The organism is Citrobacter sp. Cpo071, from assembly GCF_030332765.1.
Taxonomy (GTDB): domain Bacteria; phylum Pseudomonadota; class Gammaproteobacteria; order Enterobacterales; family Enterobacteriaceae; genus Citrobacter; species Citrobacter portucalensis.
In genome coordinates, this window is record NZ_JAOWHE010000080.1 from 73,179 (window position 1) to 89,981 (window position 16,803).

5 protein-coding genes are annotated in these 16,803 nt (G+C 52.3%); 3 read left to right on the forward strand and 2 right to left on the reverse strand.

Features of this window, described 5'->3' with window-relative positions; all coding sequences use genetic code 11:
- Positions 1–55 precede the first annotated feature (55 nt).
- Together OGY09_RS12425 and OGY09_RS12430 are read right to left on the reverse strand one after the other, a co-directional pair.
- The gene (locus tag OGY09_RS12425; RefSeq protein ID WP_003825832.1) at positions 56–331 is read right to left on the reverse strand and encodes a hypothetical protein; all 276 of its coding nucleotides are present in this window, start codon (positions 329–331) and stop codon (positions 56–58) included.
- A gap of 62 nt (positions 332–393) precedes the next feature.
- A complete protein-coding gene (locus OGY09_RS12430) occupies positions 394–11,466 on the reverse strand; it encodes a retention module-containing protein (RefSeq protein WP_050592544.1) in 11,073 nt (3,690 codons plus the stop codon).
- Between the two features lie 332 nt (positions 11,467–11,798).
- On the opposite strand from OGY09_RS12430, the gene OGY09_RS12435 reads away from it, so the two are divergent.
- The 3 genes from OGY09_RS12435 (at position 11,799) to OGY09_RS12445 (ending at position 16,784) form a co-directional block, all read left to right on the forward strand.
- Positions 11,799–13,142 carry a TolC family outer membrane protein gene (locus OGY09_RS12435; protein WP_032944790.1) on the forward strand — a complete coding sequence of 448 codons (1,344 nt, stop codon included), beginning with the start codon at positions 11,799–11,801 and terminating at the stop codon, positions 13,140–13,142.
- A gap of 89 nt (positions 13,143–13,231) precedes the next feature.
- Positions 13,232–15,424 carry a type I secretion system permease/ATPase gene (locus OGY09_RS12440; protein WP_050592545.1) on the forward strand — a complete coding sequence of 731 codons (2,193 nt, stop codon included), beginning with the start codon at positions 13,232–13,234 and terminating at the stop codon, positions 15,422–15,424.
- Positions 15,411–16,784 (forward strand): HlyD family type I secretion periplasmic adaptor subunit, encoded by a 1,374-nt coding sequence (locus tag OGY09_RS12445; protein WP_032944793.1) that lies wholly within the window; start codon positions 15,411–15,413, stop codon positions 16,782–16,784. The genes OGY09_RS12440 and OGY09_RS12445 overlap by 14 nt, the downstream gene beginning before the upstream one ends.
- The last annotated feature ends 19 nt before the right edge of the window (positions 16,785–16,803 follow it).

Here is a 16,803-nt window from a genome sequence, read left to right on the forward strand (position 1 = left end):
CTTTGTATAGCCGGATGGCGCTACGCTTATCCGGCCTACAAACTGCCTGCATCAGCTAAAATATACGATCATCGTTGCCAAGCAGTTGTTCTAACCCGCCAAGTTCCTGGCGCGCGTTCGCGCGATTCATTAATTTAACCTGCGCCATCGGCGGAAGATCGGTAATAGCAATCACGCCTTTACGGATCAACAGGTAAATCAAATCGTCGAGCACGCGAACCATCTCCAGGTCGCTTTTTTGCAGCATCGCTAAAGCCTGCTGGTTGTCATTTTCAGGACTTTTTGCCACGCCTTCTGCCTGCACGTTTGCAGCAGATGAATCAGAATTCATATCAGTGCCTTTTCATTTCACATGACGCTGCTGCCCTGTTTACACGGGGCAGCAGGCAATCGTTAGTGAGTGTGGTTTTGATCGGGTTTAGCAATCAGGTGATCCAACGAGTAGGTCGGAGAATGCAGATCGCCGCTTGCCGGAGTAGACAGCGCGGTATCTATTCCATGCGCCACTTTTGCCGGACTGGCGATCAGGTGATGATCGCCGCCGCTTTGAATGTACTTCGCAATATCCACACCTTCATGCAGTTCACGCGCCAGATCGCTGAGATCGACTTTTTCGAGCACGCCCTTCGCCTTATCGTCTGCGCTGAGTACCGCTGTCGCCTGACCGTGTCCGGTCGCTGCTGGTGCATAAGACAGAGATAATGCGTTATCGTCGAACAGGTTATGCAGCGCATGCTGCATCGCAGCATGATTCCCTTTATCCACCGTATGCCCTTTCACTGGTGCTGGCTCGTCCATCGTCACGTTCAACGTTTGGCTATAAGGCGTAATATTACCGTGGTTATCATGCGCCTCGACCAATACGTTCACACGGTTATGACCGGCACGGAATGCGGAGGTATCGGCCTCAATGTCATAGGTCAACCCATTAATGCCCTGATGAAGAATGGCATCGTACTGATGACCATTTACCAGCGCTTTAATATGATCGCCATCATTCACATCACCGCTCACGCTGCCGGTAATATGCGTGACGGCATCGTGTGATTCGGCACGCGAGATGTGGTTATCACCGGCGATCTTATCTACCACGATACTGGCGTCAGCGTGTGTATCAAGGACGATGGTTTTGTGATCGCTCACATCGATTGTATTACCCGCGTCGTCGTGTAACGTCGTTTTCACATCAATATCATTGATACCTTCCTTCAGATATGCGCTCTGGACAGCAACCTGATAAACCGTTGATGATCCAGGTGCCAGCGTAGCCTTCATAAGGTGACCGTTGATATTCACTTCAACAACATCGGTAGAATGGGTATCCCCAGAGACCGTAAAGCGAATCACTGTGTCTGACTGCGATTCTTTCAGGTTAACGACGTTATCTGCTGCGATGCCGTCATTGATAGTAATCGCACCATCGGCATGAGTATCCAGCACCACGTTTTTCTGATCGTGCACGTCTAACGTATTCCCTGCGTCATCGTGTAACGTCGTTTTCACCTCAATCTTATTATCGCCCTCATTCAGATACGTTCCCGGAACCGCAACCTGATAAACCGTCGAGGAGCCAGGTACCAACGAAGCCTTCATGTTGTTGCCATTGACGCTAACATCAACGACATCGGTCGGGTGAGTGTCGCCGGAAACCGTAAATTTAATCACCGTGTCTGACTTCGATTCATTCAGGTTAACGACGTTGTCGCCTGCGATGTGGTCATTAATGGTAATTGCACCGTTGGCCTGCTCATCAACGGAATAGGTATGTGTCGATTTTGCGGTGAACGGGTTCCCCGGCGCGTCATGGCCGGTAAGCTCAACGTCAATAACTTTGTGCGCATCACTACGTAGAACCGCCGAATCCACGTCAATCTGATAGCCCAGACCGCCGCCGCTCAGGGTGATGACGCTCCCTTGATACTTATGCCCGCCGATGGTCAAGGTAACCGGATCATAAAGCTGCGCGTCACCGCCGACATGGCCGGTGATGGTCACCTTCTGCCCCGACAGCTCCTGGTGGTTGAGGACGTTATCCACCGTGATGCTGTCAATGTCGACGCTACCTGAAGCCACGCGGTCGATGAGGATCGTCTTATCGGTATCAATCTGCTGGCGGTTACCGGCATCGTCATGGGCGACGACATGGGCAGTAATATGCTGGTCATGAACCAAATCAACCGTACTGACTTCAACGCGGAACACCTTCTTACCGCCGCTGTCGGAGACTATCGCCGGCAGATCTTTGCCATTGACGGTGACGGTAACCTGATCGCCGACCTCAACGTCGCCGGTCACAGAACCGGTGATGATGGTGGTCGGTTTCCCGGCTTCAACGTTATTCAGCACGTCATCATTGGACACTGGGTCCAGGACAATTGTCGCATCCACGCGCTCGTCAATTATCACGATTTTGTCATACGTCGCAGTCTGGATATTGCCTGCCGTATCATGACCCGTCACGCTGACATGAATAGTCGGATCGGCCTGAAGATCCGTGGTACTCACGAATGCTTTATACCCCAACTGCCCGTTCATATGCGGCAGCTCAATGACAGTGGCCTCAACCTGGTTGCCATTAACGGTGATATAGACCTTGTCGTTTTTGTGTACGTCACCATCCACGGTACCGCTGACTTCAACCTTGCCAGCCTGAATCTCAGCGGCATTGATAACGTCGTCACCGCCCACGGTATTAACCGTTACCGCAGCCGTCGCCGTGGTATCGACAGAAAACGCTTTGATGATACTGGTGTCCTGAACGTTGCCAGCCTTGTCGTGGCCGGTCACTTTAGCGTCGATGGTATGGTCAGCTACCAGGTCTGACGTATTTACATCAACTGTGTAGTGATTACTTGCATTAATAACGGCATTGTAATCATGACCATTGACCGTCAAGGTCACGTTTTCACCGGGTTTAACATCGCCGGAAACGGAACCACTCACCGTGGTCTTTGCTTGTCCAACTTCTTGCGAGTTCAGTACGTTATCAGTTGTGATGTTATCAATCGTAACGCCCGCATCAGCGTTGAGATCGACCTCAACGTGCTTCGACGTCGAGTCAGTACCAGTGTTTCCGGCAGCATCGGTAGCGCTTACCGACGCGGTAATGTCCGGGTTATTACGCAGATCGTTGATGCTGACATCCTGCGACCAGACCCATCCCGTGGTGCCTGCATGTACCACAGCGGTTAAAGTATTACCATTCACCTGCAGCGAGACTACGCTACCGTCATGGATGCCTTCGCCGCTGACCGTACCGCTGATCGTTGTTGTGCCGCTTTTCGCTTCCGAACCATTGATAACGTCATCACCGGCGACATTGTCCATGGTGATGTGGACTGGGTTATCGATATCGACCTGAATGGTTTTCAGCACGCTCGAGGTGTCGCTACCCGCGGAGTTACTGACGGTAATTGATACCTCAAATGTCGGGTGCGCCTTAAGTACGTCGGTAGGAACATCAACCTGATAGCCTAATTCACCCGGCAGACCAGGAATCGCGATCATTTTGCCGGGGTATTGATTGCCGTTAATGGTGACAATAACCGTATCATTGACGCTTACATCCCCAGTGATCAGACCACGAATCGGCGTAGTGGATTTACCCTCTTCAACTTGGTTGATTACATCATCGCCCGTCACCGGATCGACGGTGAGGTGGACATGCGGTTTCTGTGGCAGCGAGGTTCCCGTGCCGGTTGTAGATGTAGTGATTGGCGTCAAATTGGTATTAAAACTGCTACCGCCAGCAACAGGAATTTGTGCTACCCAAGGTAGGTCATAATATTGATGTGCCACCGCCATAGCGACATTGCCATGATTGTCGTGGCCAATGACAGTTACAGTAATATTGCCGTCATCATCCCAATAATCAGTGCTAATGTTCAGTGTGTATCCCAGCTTCCCATCCGGTAAGGTGATAACAGTGGTGTCCAATCTGTTTCCATGACCTACGTCAATATGGATAAGATCGCCGAATTGCGCATCATGATCAACATGTCCCACAACCGTCACATAATCAGGTCTAGCTCCAGCAGCAAGGTCTTGCGGAACCCAGTTTTTAGCTGAGTCAATAGTGATGCCAATCTGAGCAACGGTATCAATCTCCACCGGCCTATCATCATGCCCGTACGCAACGTTGCCAGCCGCATCCTTTGCCGTCACCTTGGCATGGATATTCGGATCCATCAGCAGATCGAGCGTTGAAACCTGAGTGCTAAACACGTGCTGACCGTTGCTGCCATCCTGCACCGGGGCATAGTAGGTCTGATGGTTGATGGTCAGTTCAACCAGATCCCCCACTCGTACATCGCCACCCACGGTACCGGTCACGGTGGTCAGCGGGTTATGCGCATCTTTGTAGCTGATAACATCATCATTATGATCCGTCACCAGAGGGTCAATATGGACGATAGCCTCGGCGCGATCGTCAATTTTCACCGTGCTTGTCGCATCCGCCGTCGCGGTATTTCCTGCGGCATCATGGGTGGTAATCGTCGCCGTAATATTTGGATCGTTTTTCAGCCACTGGGTATCAACCTCGATGCTATAGCCCAGCGCCCCCAGCTTCGGCAGTTCAACAACCGTCGCATCGACTGCATGGCCGCCAATCACCAGATGAACGATATTCCCCTTTTGCGCATCGCCGCCCACCGTACCGCTGATGATCGTTTTCGGCGCCTGCAGTTCAGTACCGTTCAGAACGTCATCACCCGTCACGCGATCGATGGTGATCGCAGCAAAAGCCTCGTCGTCCAGATTAACGTCATGGTGCGCCACCACATGCGCATGGTTCTTCGCCGCATCGGTAACGTCCATGGAAACTTCAATATGCGGGCTGGCGACCAGATCGGCGGTATTGACGATAATACGGTAGCCCAGATGACCACCGATATCGTCCACCGACCCCTTATAAGTGACGCCGTTGATCGTCATGACCAGCGGGTCACCTTTGTGAACTTCACCGGTCACGGTGCCGGTCACGACGGTGGTGGTCTGATGCTGCTCGTCATAATTCAGCGTGTTGTCTGGCGTAACGGAATCAATCGTAATTGTCGCGTCGATGAGGGTATCGATCACCACCGTGGTCTGAGCATTGGCCGTTGCCGGGTTACCCGCAACATCGGTGGTGCTAACAGTCGCCGTTAAATGCGGGTCGGACAGCAGATCGGCAGTACTGACTTTGATGCTATACCCGAGATGCCCACCCTGATCGATGACTTTCCCGGTCAGAGTGTGACCATTGACGGTCAGATACACGATGTCGTTCACATGCACATCACCGCCGACTTTGCCGGTGACCATCGTAAACTGATCATGCGACTCCGCACCGTTAATCATATTGTCGCCAGTAACCGGATCGATAGTCAGCAGCGCTTTCGCGTGCAAATCCACCGACAAATCATGCGTGGTTTCAGCTCTCTGCTGGTTGCCAACATCATCGACCCCAACCACCTGCGCAACGATATGCGGATCTTTCACCAGATCGCCCGTCAGCACATCCAGCTTATAGCCCAGCGCATTATTGTGCTCCGGGAGTTTCTGTACCGTTGCGTCGTAGTGGTGACCATTGACGGTAACAATCACTTTATCGCCCATGTGCACATCACCAGAAATGGTACCCATCACTTCGGTGGTGTGTTTTGTGGACTCGGCGCCGTTAATCATATTGTCGCCCGCCACGGTATCAATGGTAATCCCTGCCTGGGCGTGGTTATCAATTTTTACTGTATGCGTCGTGGACTTGACAACTTCGTTCCCCACGGCATCGTGCGACGTTACGGTAGCCTTGAAGGTGACATCTTTGTCCTGGTTGCTCTGGTTGTCGCTAAAGTCAGAGGACAGAACCGGGATTTGATACCCCAATTGACCGTTGCCCAGAACGATAACCTTGCCGGTATAGGTGTTACCGTTAATCTCAACGCGCACATCATCATTAATTTGTGCATCTTTACCCACAACGCCGCTAACCAACTGCCAGCTCTTGTCTAACTCGAAATGGTTGAGTACGTTGTCATCAGTCACCGGATCAATCGTAATCGTCGCTTCCGCGTGCAGATCGATATGCACCATATGGTCGTGCGTTACCGTTGACGGGTTACCGTGTTCGTCGACGGTTGAAATAGAGACATGGACCTTCTGGTCACTGCCATCTTTCAGGTTATCGGTGCTGACTTCAATACTGTAGCCCAGCGAGTGGTCAGGCAGTTCAAAGACCTTGCCCGTATAGGTTTTACCGTTGAAGGTTAAAGTGACGATATCATCTTTCTGCGCATCGCCGCCGACTGCCCCTGTAATCGTCGTCTTGTGCAACTGAGACTCAGCTTTGCTGATAATGTCATCACTTGCGACGGTATCGATGCCGATAGAGGCGCTGGCGTTCAGATCCAGCCCCACGGTACGCTCCGCAGTTGCCGTGGTTTCGTTATCATGATCGTCCGTGGTATGAATGCTGGCATGAATCACCGGGTCGTTGACCAGGTTCTGGGTATCCACCGGGATATGGTAGCCGAGGCCACCGTTTGCCAGCTTCTCCACTTCCCCCGAATAATGTTGACCATTAATCACCAGCTCAACGATATCGTGCTCTTTTGCATCGCCGCTCACCGAGCCGCTGATGGTGGTCTTGCCGTTATTGTCCGTCGATTCTTTGATGTTGATGAAGTTATCATCCGTCACGCCATCAATGGTGATATGCGATTGGGTGTACATATCAGCGCTAATGGTTTTCGTCGCAGAATGCGTGACGCTGTTCCCTGCCGCATCGCTGGAGGTGACCGAAATGGTAATTTCCGGATGACTCATCAGCATATGGGTATTCATCGGGAAGCTATAGCCCAGCTTGCCGCCCGCCAGCGTGACAACAACGCCTTGCATCACCGGGACGCCATCCAGCTGCAACTCCACCACATCCCCGGCCGCCGCATCCACGCCGGTGACGGTACCGGCGATCTGCGTGATACCGCCGTTTGCGGAAAACTCCTTGATATTAATAACGTCATCACCGGCAATGGTATCAATATGCACCTGGTTTACCGCAAAGTTGTCGATATGCACGTCGTGGTCGCTGATCTCCGTCACTTCGTTGCCTACCGCATCATACGAGACAACCGTCGCCCTGATGTTGACATATTTATCCTGGTGGCCCTGGTTGTCGCTGAACGCCGACGGGTCGACCGGGATTTGGTAGCCCAGTTTGCCGTTATTCAGCGTAATGACTTCACCCGTAAACGTGTGGCCATTGATCTCAAGGCTGACAACATCGTGAACTTTCGCATCCCCGCCGACGGTGCCGGAGATGATTTGCTGAGCCATATTCAGCTCGCTATGGTTCAGGGTGTTATCGGCAGTCACATCATCAACCGTAATGGTTGCCTCAGCGTGCAGATCGATATGCACCGCATGCTCGGCTGTTGCCGTTGCTGGGTTGCCGTGTTTGTCAACGGTTGAGATGGAGACATAAACCTTCTGGTCGCTGCCATCCTGCAGGTTGTCGGTGCTGACAGGAATGCTATAGCCCAGAGAGCCATCAGGCCGTTCAAATACCGTGCCATGATAGGTTTGACCATTGAAGGTTAAGGTGACGTCATTGCCTTTATGCGCGTCGCCGCCGACCGGCCCGGTGATGGTGGTGGTATGCAGATCGGACTCTGCCTTACTGATAATGTCATCGCCTGCAACGGTATCGATCTCGATAATGGCGCTGGCGTCCAGATCCAGCCCAACGTGGTGTTTCGTCACCGCCGTCATTTCGTTGCCATGCTCGTCCGTGGTATGGATGCTGGCATGAATCACCGGGTTGTTGACCAGGTTCTGGGTATCCACCGGGATATGGTAGACCAGATTGCCGTTCGCCAGCTTCTCCACTTCCCCCGAATAGTGTTGACCATTAATCACCAGCTGAACGGTGTCATGCTCTTTTGCATCTCCGCTCACCGTGCCACTGATGGTGGTCTTGCCGTGATTGTCCGTCGATTCCTTGATGTTGATAAAGTTATCAGCCGTCACGTCATCAATGGTGATATACGACTGTGTATACAGATCGGCGCTGATGGTTTTGGTTTCAGAATGCGTGACGCTGTTCCCTGCCGGATCCGTAGAGGTAACAGAAACCGTAAATTCCGGATGAGTTACCAGCTTATGGCTGTTTACCGGGATGCTATAGCCCAGTCCACCGCCCGCCAGCGCGATAACCACACTGTGAATCACCTCGCCGCCCTTCAGTGCCAGGGTAACCGCATCCCCCATCTTCGCATCCACGCCGGTTACGGTACCGGCGATCTGCGTAAAGCCGCCGTTCGCGGAAAATTCCTTAATATTAATAAGGTCATCACCCGCGACGGTATCGATATGTACCGTGTTTTCCGCGAAGTTGTCGATATGCACATCATGGCTGCTGGTGGCAATCGCCAGATTGCCCGCCGCATCGTGGGAGGTGACGCTGACATGGACCGTCACCTCTTTCAGCACATGACCGACGTTGTCAGAGAACGCCGCAGAATCCACCTCGATGCGATAACCGAGGGTATTTTTCCCGGTATCAATCACCTGGCCGTGATACTGGTAGCCGTTAATCTCTACCAGCACCGGGTCGCCCGCTTTCGCGTCTTCCCCGCGCACGTTTCCGGTAATCGTCTGCTTCGCCGCCGACAGCTCAGTAAAGTTCAGGGTGTTGTCGGCGGTGACATCATGAATATTGACGGTGTTATGCGCTTTAGTGTCCAGCACCACGGTACGGTGCGCCAGCGCGGTCACTTCATTACCCACCGCATCGTGGCTGACCAGCGTCACCACCACCGCATTTTTACCTTCCTTCAGCGTGCCGACCGGCACCGCCACTTCGTAGCGCAGTTCGCCGTTATCATCGACCACCGTTCCGGTAAAATTCTGCCCCCGCACGCTGACGGTAACGGTATCCCCCGCTTTGGCATCGCCGCCTGCCACGCCGCTTATCAGCGTGGTCATGCGGTTTTCAATGGCGTTGACCACATTGTCGTTCGCGACGGTATCGATATGTACCGTGTTTTCCGCGAAGTTGTCGAGATGCACGTCGTGGCTGCTGGTGGCAATCGCTAGGTTGCCCGCCGCATCGTGGGAGGTGACGCTGACATGGACCGTCGCCTCTTTCAGCACATGACCGACGTTGTCAGAGAACGCCGCAGAATCCACCTCGATGCGATAACCGAGGGTATTTTTCCCGGTATCAATCACCTGGCCGTGATACCGGTGGCCGTTAATCTCCACCTGCACCGGGTCGCCCGCTTTCGCGTCTTCCCCGCGCACGTTTCCGGTAATCGTCTGCTTCGCCGCCGACAGCTCCGTGAAATTCAGGGTGTTGTCGGCAGTGACATCATGAATATTGACGGTGTTATGCGCTTTAGTGTCCAGCACCACGGTACGGTGCGCCAGCGCGGTCACTTCGTTACCCACCGCATCGTGGCTGACCAGCGTCACCACCACCGCATTTTTACCTTCATGCAGCGTGCCGACCGGCACCGCCACTTCGTAGCGCAGTTCGCCGTTATCATCAACCACCGTTCCGGTAAAATTCTGCCCCTGTACACTGACGGTAACGGTATCCCCCGCTTTGGCATCGCCGCCTGCCATGCCGCTTATCAGTGTGGTCATGCGGTTTTCAATGGCGTTGACCACATTGTCGTTCGCGACGGTGTCGATATGTACCGTGTTTTCCGCGAAGTTGTCGACATGCACGCTGTGGGTGTCGGTGGCAATCGCCAGGTTGCCCGCCGCATCGTGAGAGGTGACCGTTACCTTCACGTCCATATAACCATCGACTTTTGCAACGTTGTTGGCAAAATCGGCAGCGTTCACCGCAATACGATAGCCCAGCGTGCTATTGCCGAGATCGATGATCTGACCGTTGTACTGGTGGCCATTGATCTCTACCAGCACCGGGTCGCCCGCTTTCGCGTCTTCCCCGCTGACGGTTCCGGAAATCACCTGGTTACGCATATACAGCTCTGCACGATTCAGGGTGTTATCTGTCGTGACATCATCAATCGTGAGGTCGTTATGTGCCTGGGTGTCCAGTACCACGGTGCGGTGCGTCACGGCAGTGGCTTCATTGCCTACCGCGTCATGGCTTACCAGCGTCACCTGCACATCGTTAGCCCCCTCGTTGAGGGTTGCGGAAGGCACAACGATTTCATAGCGTAGCTGGCCATGATCGTCGAAAACCGTGCCGTGAAACGCTTTGCCCTGAATGGTCAACGTGACCGGATCACCCGCTTTCGCATCACCGCTGGCAATGCCAGAAATAATGGTCGGCATACGAAACTCATTAGCGTTGACGACATCATCATTCGCCACCGTTTCAATGGTCACGGCATTTTGCGCATACAGGTCGTTATCGACATGATGATCCGTGGAAACAATGGTGGTATTTCCTGCGTCGTCAGTAGAGGTTAACGTGGCGTGGATGTTCGGGTCATGCAGTAACCCCTGGGTCAGTACCGGGATGGTATAAGTCAGAGTCCCATTTCCGGGGTCGGTAACAACACCGGTATATTCTTTACCATCAACCAATAAAGTAACGATATCGCCGGGTTTAGTGTCGCCGCCGACCGACCCGTGGATCAGGGTTTGCGGCTGACGTGACTCTTCGTAGTTAATGAGGTTATCCGGCGTGACGTTATCAACGGTAATGTCGATGTGTGGTCCGGTAATATCAATCAGCGCATGATCAAAACTTTCTGCCGTCCGTCCCGTCACATCGGTGGCTATTGCCACCACTGTTACATTTCCCGGGACCAGTCCCCCCAGATCGGTATCAATATTCCAGTGCCCGTTGCTCACCGGGACAGTAACGGTGAATGTATTTTTTTGGCTATCGGTGAAGGTGAGTGTGATGTGATTTTGATTACTGGTGCCGCTTAAATGGGTCTGATGGAATTCGCTTTTGTTAATGAAACCGTCGTTGCCGGCAAACTCGGTAATTTGTACCTCAGGCGGGAAAACACTCGCGGAACCTGCGGTAACTCCCCCTATCGGCAGATTGATATCCCAGTTCGGGCTTCCCAGACCTTTGGTGTTAAAACCTGCTGTCGGATCAACCACCTGCCCGGTCAATTCAAGCTGAACCAGAGTGTGCCCCCCGCCGCCACCTTCTAATGTTACCGGTGCTTCATTACCCGCCGCGGTGGCTTCCAGCACCTGCGTCGGGTCAGCGCCATCGGCAATGGCCTTTTGTGCGGCGGCAATATCCTGAGCACTACTTTCCGGATGATGGCTGACCTGTAGCCCGTGCTCACCCCAATGGCTATTACGGCCTATATCCAGCGTTTTTCCGTCTGGTAAAGAGATACTTACCGCGCCGCTGGCACCGGTCACAATTTCTTCACCGCTATATACCCTGTCGCCTTCATGAACCAGTCGTTGTGCACCATTGGCATCAACTACGTAAACCTGTCCAATAATTGCTTTGATCACACCGAGTAATTTGCTCACCGTAACCTCACTTAATTACCATCATTATTTTTATAAACTCGTTAATATATTAACGAACAAATATCACATTCAATTAATGTAAACATTAATATCTCAATGTAGAAAAAAACACATTTTATAGAATGCAATTACATGAGACTTGACTGGCAAATGAATATAATAAAAAATAACCAAAAATAAAACACGATGTGACAAAACATGTCGCTGAATAGCTGATTACAGTCATCAATTAAGACAATTCATATTTGTTAATTAATATAACGTGTTTGTAAAAATGGATGATAGCGACGACATCTGGATGTCATAACCGTGAGATATAGGGCATTCATGTCATGAAGAAGTTTTTAGTTTTTCTGCTTTCATGTTTTTCAATAAATGCAGTAAACGCAGAAGACTTACAAAATACCGTTAAAGATGCATTAGCGAATCATCCTGAAGTTAATGCTGCAATAAATAGCCGTTATTCCTCGGAGCAAGATCTGCGGGCGGCACAAGGTGGCTATTTGCCATCACTGAATTTAAATGCCGAGGCCGGGCGCAAAAATGTTGATGATGCAACTACCCGCGCTGCAGGACGCAATAACGGTCTGACTCAATCACCTAACGAGGCGACTATCAGCCTCGAGCAGAATGTGTTTAACGGCTTTGCGACCAACAGCGAAGTGGCGCGACAAAAAGCGACCGTTGACTCACGCGCCTATGGTGTGATGAACACCAGTGAAAGCACCGCTTATGCGGTGATTCAGGCCTATTTCGACGTGCTGCAACGCGAAGAGTTTGTTCGCCTTGCTGAAGACGATCTGGCGAACCACGAGCGCATTTACGACCAGATAAAACTGCGTACCGATCAGGGCGTTGGGCGCTCCGGGGATTTTATGCAGGCCGAAGCGCGTCTGGCGCAGGCGCGAAACAACCTGCTGACCGAGCAGACTAACCTTGAAGATGCGAAAACCACCTTTATCAGCGTGACGGGCATGGATCCGCAGGGCTTAAGCCAGCCAGAGAGCATTGACTCTCAGCTGCCAACCTCGCTGGAAGATGCCAAAAGTCGGATGGAAAAAAATAATCCATTACTGAAGTCTGCCAATGCGGATATCGAAGCTGCGCACCAGCAGTATGAAGCGTCGAAATCCACCTTCTATCCACGTGTGGACGTTGAGCTTTCCCGAGGGATTAGCAACAACACCGATACCACCAGCGCACACACCGAAGAGTGGGAAGCGATGGTCAAACTGCATTACAACCTGTACCAGGGCGGCAGCGACAAAGCCAACATGAACTCCCGCGCTTATCTGCACAAGCAGGCTCAGGATGTACGTAATAACACACTGCGCCAGCTGAATCAGGAGCTGCGCCTGGCCTGGACCGCACTGCAAAACGCACGCGCTCAGATTCCTTCGGCGGAAAAATACGCTGACCGCAGCGTCAAAGTACGCACGGCTTATCAGGATCAATTTAGTCTTGGCGAGCGTACGCTGCTGGATTTACTCGATAGTGAAAATGAAGTGTTCTCCTCTAAACGCCGTCTTGTTGAATTACGTTATCTGGCCATGACCAGTGGCTACCGTATTAGCGAACGCACCGGGGAATTAATGAACATTCTAAAAATCACACCGCCGCCTTCAGGACAACCGGTAGATTCAGCAGAAGAAAATAGCTTACCGGAACTTCATTAATAATTATTAATCCCCAATAAATCTCTGACCTGCACGCTTATAATTAGCTTGCTATTATTTAACCGTGCACGGTCAGAATGGTTGCGAAAATGAGTGCACAAGCCGAATTATTAAATGACGTCCCTGAGAATTACGCTAACCCTAATTCTCAACATCACGACCCACGTAGCCATAATGACGACCCGTTATTAGATAGCTTACTGATTCTGTGTTTTCTGCACGGTAAACCGGCGAGTCGTTCAACATTAAGCAGTGGCCTGCCATTAGAAAACGATCGGCTCACGCTGAATATATTCCCACGCGCGGCGGCAAGGGCCGGTTTAAAGGCGCGAGTCGTCACGCGCACGCTCGATAAAATTCCGGCAATGTCTCTGCCTGCTGTCTTGTTATTGAATGCAGGGGGAACCGGGGTGTTGTTGGCCTGGAACGATGACGGTAGCGCCCGTTTTATGCCCAGCGAAAGCGAAGGTGGGGAAATTTGCGTTGATGCTGCCACGCTTGAGCAAAACTATGCGGGCAAAGTCATTTTTGCGCATCCGCGCCACGAATTCGATTTGCAGGCAGAGGCCTTTTTGCCGCGCACCAAATCCTGGTTTAAAGACACGCTGAAGCTGTCGCGTTTTCTGTATATGGATGCGGTATTGGCCAGTCTGTTAATCAACCTGATTGCGCTCGGCACACCGCTCTTTACCATGAATGTGTATGACCGCGTCGTGCCAAACCAGGCAACGGTCACATTATGGGTGCTGGCAGTCGGCATCTGCCTGGCTTTTGTCTTTGATCTGATTTTAAAAATGCTGCGCGGTATCTGCCTTGATATTGCAGGTAAGAAAAGCGATCTCATCATCTCTTCGACCCTGTTTGAGCGCATTGTCGGTATGGAGATGAAAGAGCGCCCGGCACGCGTGGGCAGCTTTGCACAAAACATTCACGAGTTTCAGTCACTGCGTGATTTCCTCTCATCCCTCACTTTGACGACGATTATCGATTTGCCCTTCACCCTGTTACTGCTGATTGTTATTGGCATTATCGGCGGCGCGCTGGCATGGATCCCGGTACTGACATTACCGATTGCCCTATTGTGCAGTTGGGCACTACAAAAGCCGGTCAACGCTGCTGTGGCAAAAACCATGAGCCTCGCCAGCGAACGTCAGGCACTACTGATTGAAACCCTGAGCAGTCTGGATGCTATCAAAGTGAATAATGCCCAAAGCGAACGCCAGTTCCAGTGGGAACAAACGCTGGGCAGCCTGAGCCGTCTCGAACTGCGGGTGAAAACCTTGTCCAGCCTGGCCAGCAACCTTACCGGCTGGTTCCAGCAAATTTCAGGCGTGGTGATGATCATCGTCGGGGTGTACATGATTATCGACGGCAAACTGAGTATGGGTGGCTTGATCGCCTGCTACATGCTTAACGGCCGGGCACTCATGCCGCTGGGTCAGCTCACCGGCCTTATCGCCCGCTATCAGCAGGCGAAACTGACCATCAAAAACACTGAGAAAATGATGTCGCTGACGCAGGAGCGCCGTGCGGATGAAAACCCGCTCAAGCGTGAACAGTTACAGGGCAGCATTGAATTTCGCGATGTGGATTTCAGCTACCCGGAGCAACAAAACCTGTCGCTGCACAAAATTAACCTGACCATTCAGCCCGGTGAGCGCATCGGCATTATCGGACGCAGCGGTTCCGGTAAAAGTTCACTGAGTAAACTTATCGTCAATTTATACCAGCCGAGCGCCGGGAACCTGCTGATCGATGGTATCGACTCTCGCCAGCTGGATGTGAACGATCTGCGCCACAGCATCGGCTACGTGCCACAGGACATCCAGCTATTCAACGGCACGCTGCGCGATAACCTGCTGTGCGGAGCGCGCTATGTCGATGACGAAACCATGCTGCGAGCGGCAGAACTGGCTGGCGTCAACGAATTCGCACGCCTGCATCCCGACGGCTATAACCTGCAGGTCGGCGAACGCGGCTCCCAGCTTTCCGGCGGGCAACGGCAGGCGGTGGCACTCGCGCGTGCACTGTTGCTTGATCCCCCTCTCCTGCTACTGGATGAACCCACCAGTTCAATGGACAACACCAGCGAAGAGAAGATCAAACTCGCGCTGGCCCCCTGTATTGCGGGAAAAACGTTATTACTGGTCACGCACCGCGCTTCCATGCTGTCGCTGGTTGACCGTCTGATTATTGTTGATAAAGGTCGCATCATCGCAGACGGTCCGAAAGGGGTAGTGATGGATGCGTTGAAAAAGGGGCAAATTAATGCGTCTCGCTGATCTCCTGACTCGTGCCCGCAGTCACATGCAGCACTATTTTCGCGGTCGTGATGAAAATCAAACCGACAGTATTAATGAGGTTAGCCAGGCCATAATTGATGACGCCCCAAGAGTGATACGACTGACGTTGTGGGTGATCCTCGCGCTGGTGGTGCTGTCCTTCATCTGGGCTGGTTTTGCAAAAATTGATGAAGTGACACGCGGTGAAGGCAAAGCGATCCCTTCATCAAAACTGCAAAAAATCCAGAACCTGGAAGGGGGAATTGTCACCGAGCTGTACGTGCATGAAGGGCAAATCGTTAACGCCGGAACTCCACTACTGCACCTAGATGACACGCGCTTCGCCTCCAACGTGGGTGAAACTGAAGCCGACAAACTCGGTCTGCGCGCCAAGGTAGAACGCCTGACGGCGGAAGTTGAAAACCGGGACTTTGTGATTTCACCCGAGATAGCCAGCCAGGCGCCGGAAGTCGCCCGGGGAGAAACCGAGCTGTACAACAGCCGTCGGGAACAATTTCACAACGAAATTTCCGGGCTCGAAGAACAGCTGGTGCAGAAAAAACAGGAGCTGCGCGACTTTGAGTCAAAGGAGGATCAGTTTAAGCACAGCCTCGGGTTAATCCGTCAGGAAATCAAAATGTCCGAGCCGCTGCTCGCTTCAGGCGCCATTTCAAAAGTCGAACTGCTGCGCCTGCGTCGTACCGAGGTGGAAACCGCCGGGCAGCTCAATTCTATTAGCCTGTCGCTCCCCAAGGCTACGTCAGAAATTAAAGAGATTGAGAATAAAATCGGTGAAAGCCGTGGCCGTTTCCAGAGCGATGCGCTGGCCCAACTCAATGAAGCTCGCACTAATCTGAGTAAAACCCAGGCAAGCGTTAAAGCACTGGAGGATCGGGTGAACCGTACCATGGTCACCTCACCGGTGCGGGGTATCGTCCAGCAGGTGATGGTGAATACTATCGGCGGCGTCATTCAACCGGGCAGCGATCTGGTGGAAATCGTTCCGCTGGATGACAAACTGTTAATCGAAGCCAAAATCCAGCCGCGCGATATCGCCTTCCTCCATCCGGGTCAACATGCGATGGTGAAATTTACCGCTTACGATTACACCATCTATGGCGGTCTGCAAGGCGAAGTAGTGCAGATAAGCCCGGACACCGTTACCGATAAGCAGGGGCGAAGCTTTTATATTGTGCGTTTGCAGACGGACAAAAATTACCTGGGAACAAAAGAGCATCCGATGCTGATCATTCCCGGCATGGTGGCGAGCGTCGATATTCTCACCGGCAAGAAAACGATTCTGAGCTACCTGTTAAAACCGATTATTCGCGCACGCGCGGAAGCACTCAGAGAACGTTGATCGGTTGCGCTCCCTTACA

Coding starts and splice junctions, on each gene's coding strand:
- OGY09_RS12425 (WP_003825832.1), bottom strand. CDS start 331: ATGAATTCTGATTCATCTGCTGCAAACGTGCAGGCAGAAGGCGTGGCA.
- OGY09_RS12435 (WP_032944790.1), top strand. CDS start 11,799: ATGAAGAAGTTTTTAGTTTTTCTGCTTTCATGTTTTTCAATAAATGCA.
- OGY09_RS12440 (WP_050592545.1), top strand. CDS start 13,232: ATGAGTGCACAAGCCGAATTATTAAATGACGTCCCTGAGAATTACGCT.
- OGY09_RS12445 (WP_032944793.1), top strand. CDS start 15,411: ATGCGTCTCGCTGATCTCCTGACTCGTGCCCGCAGTCACATGCAGCAC.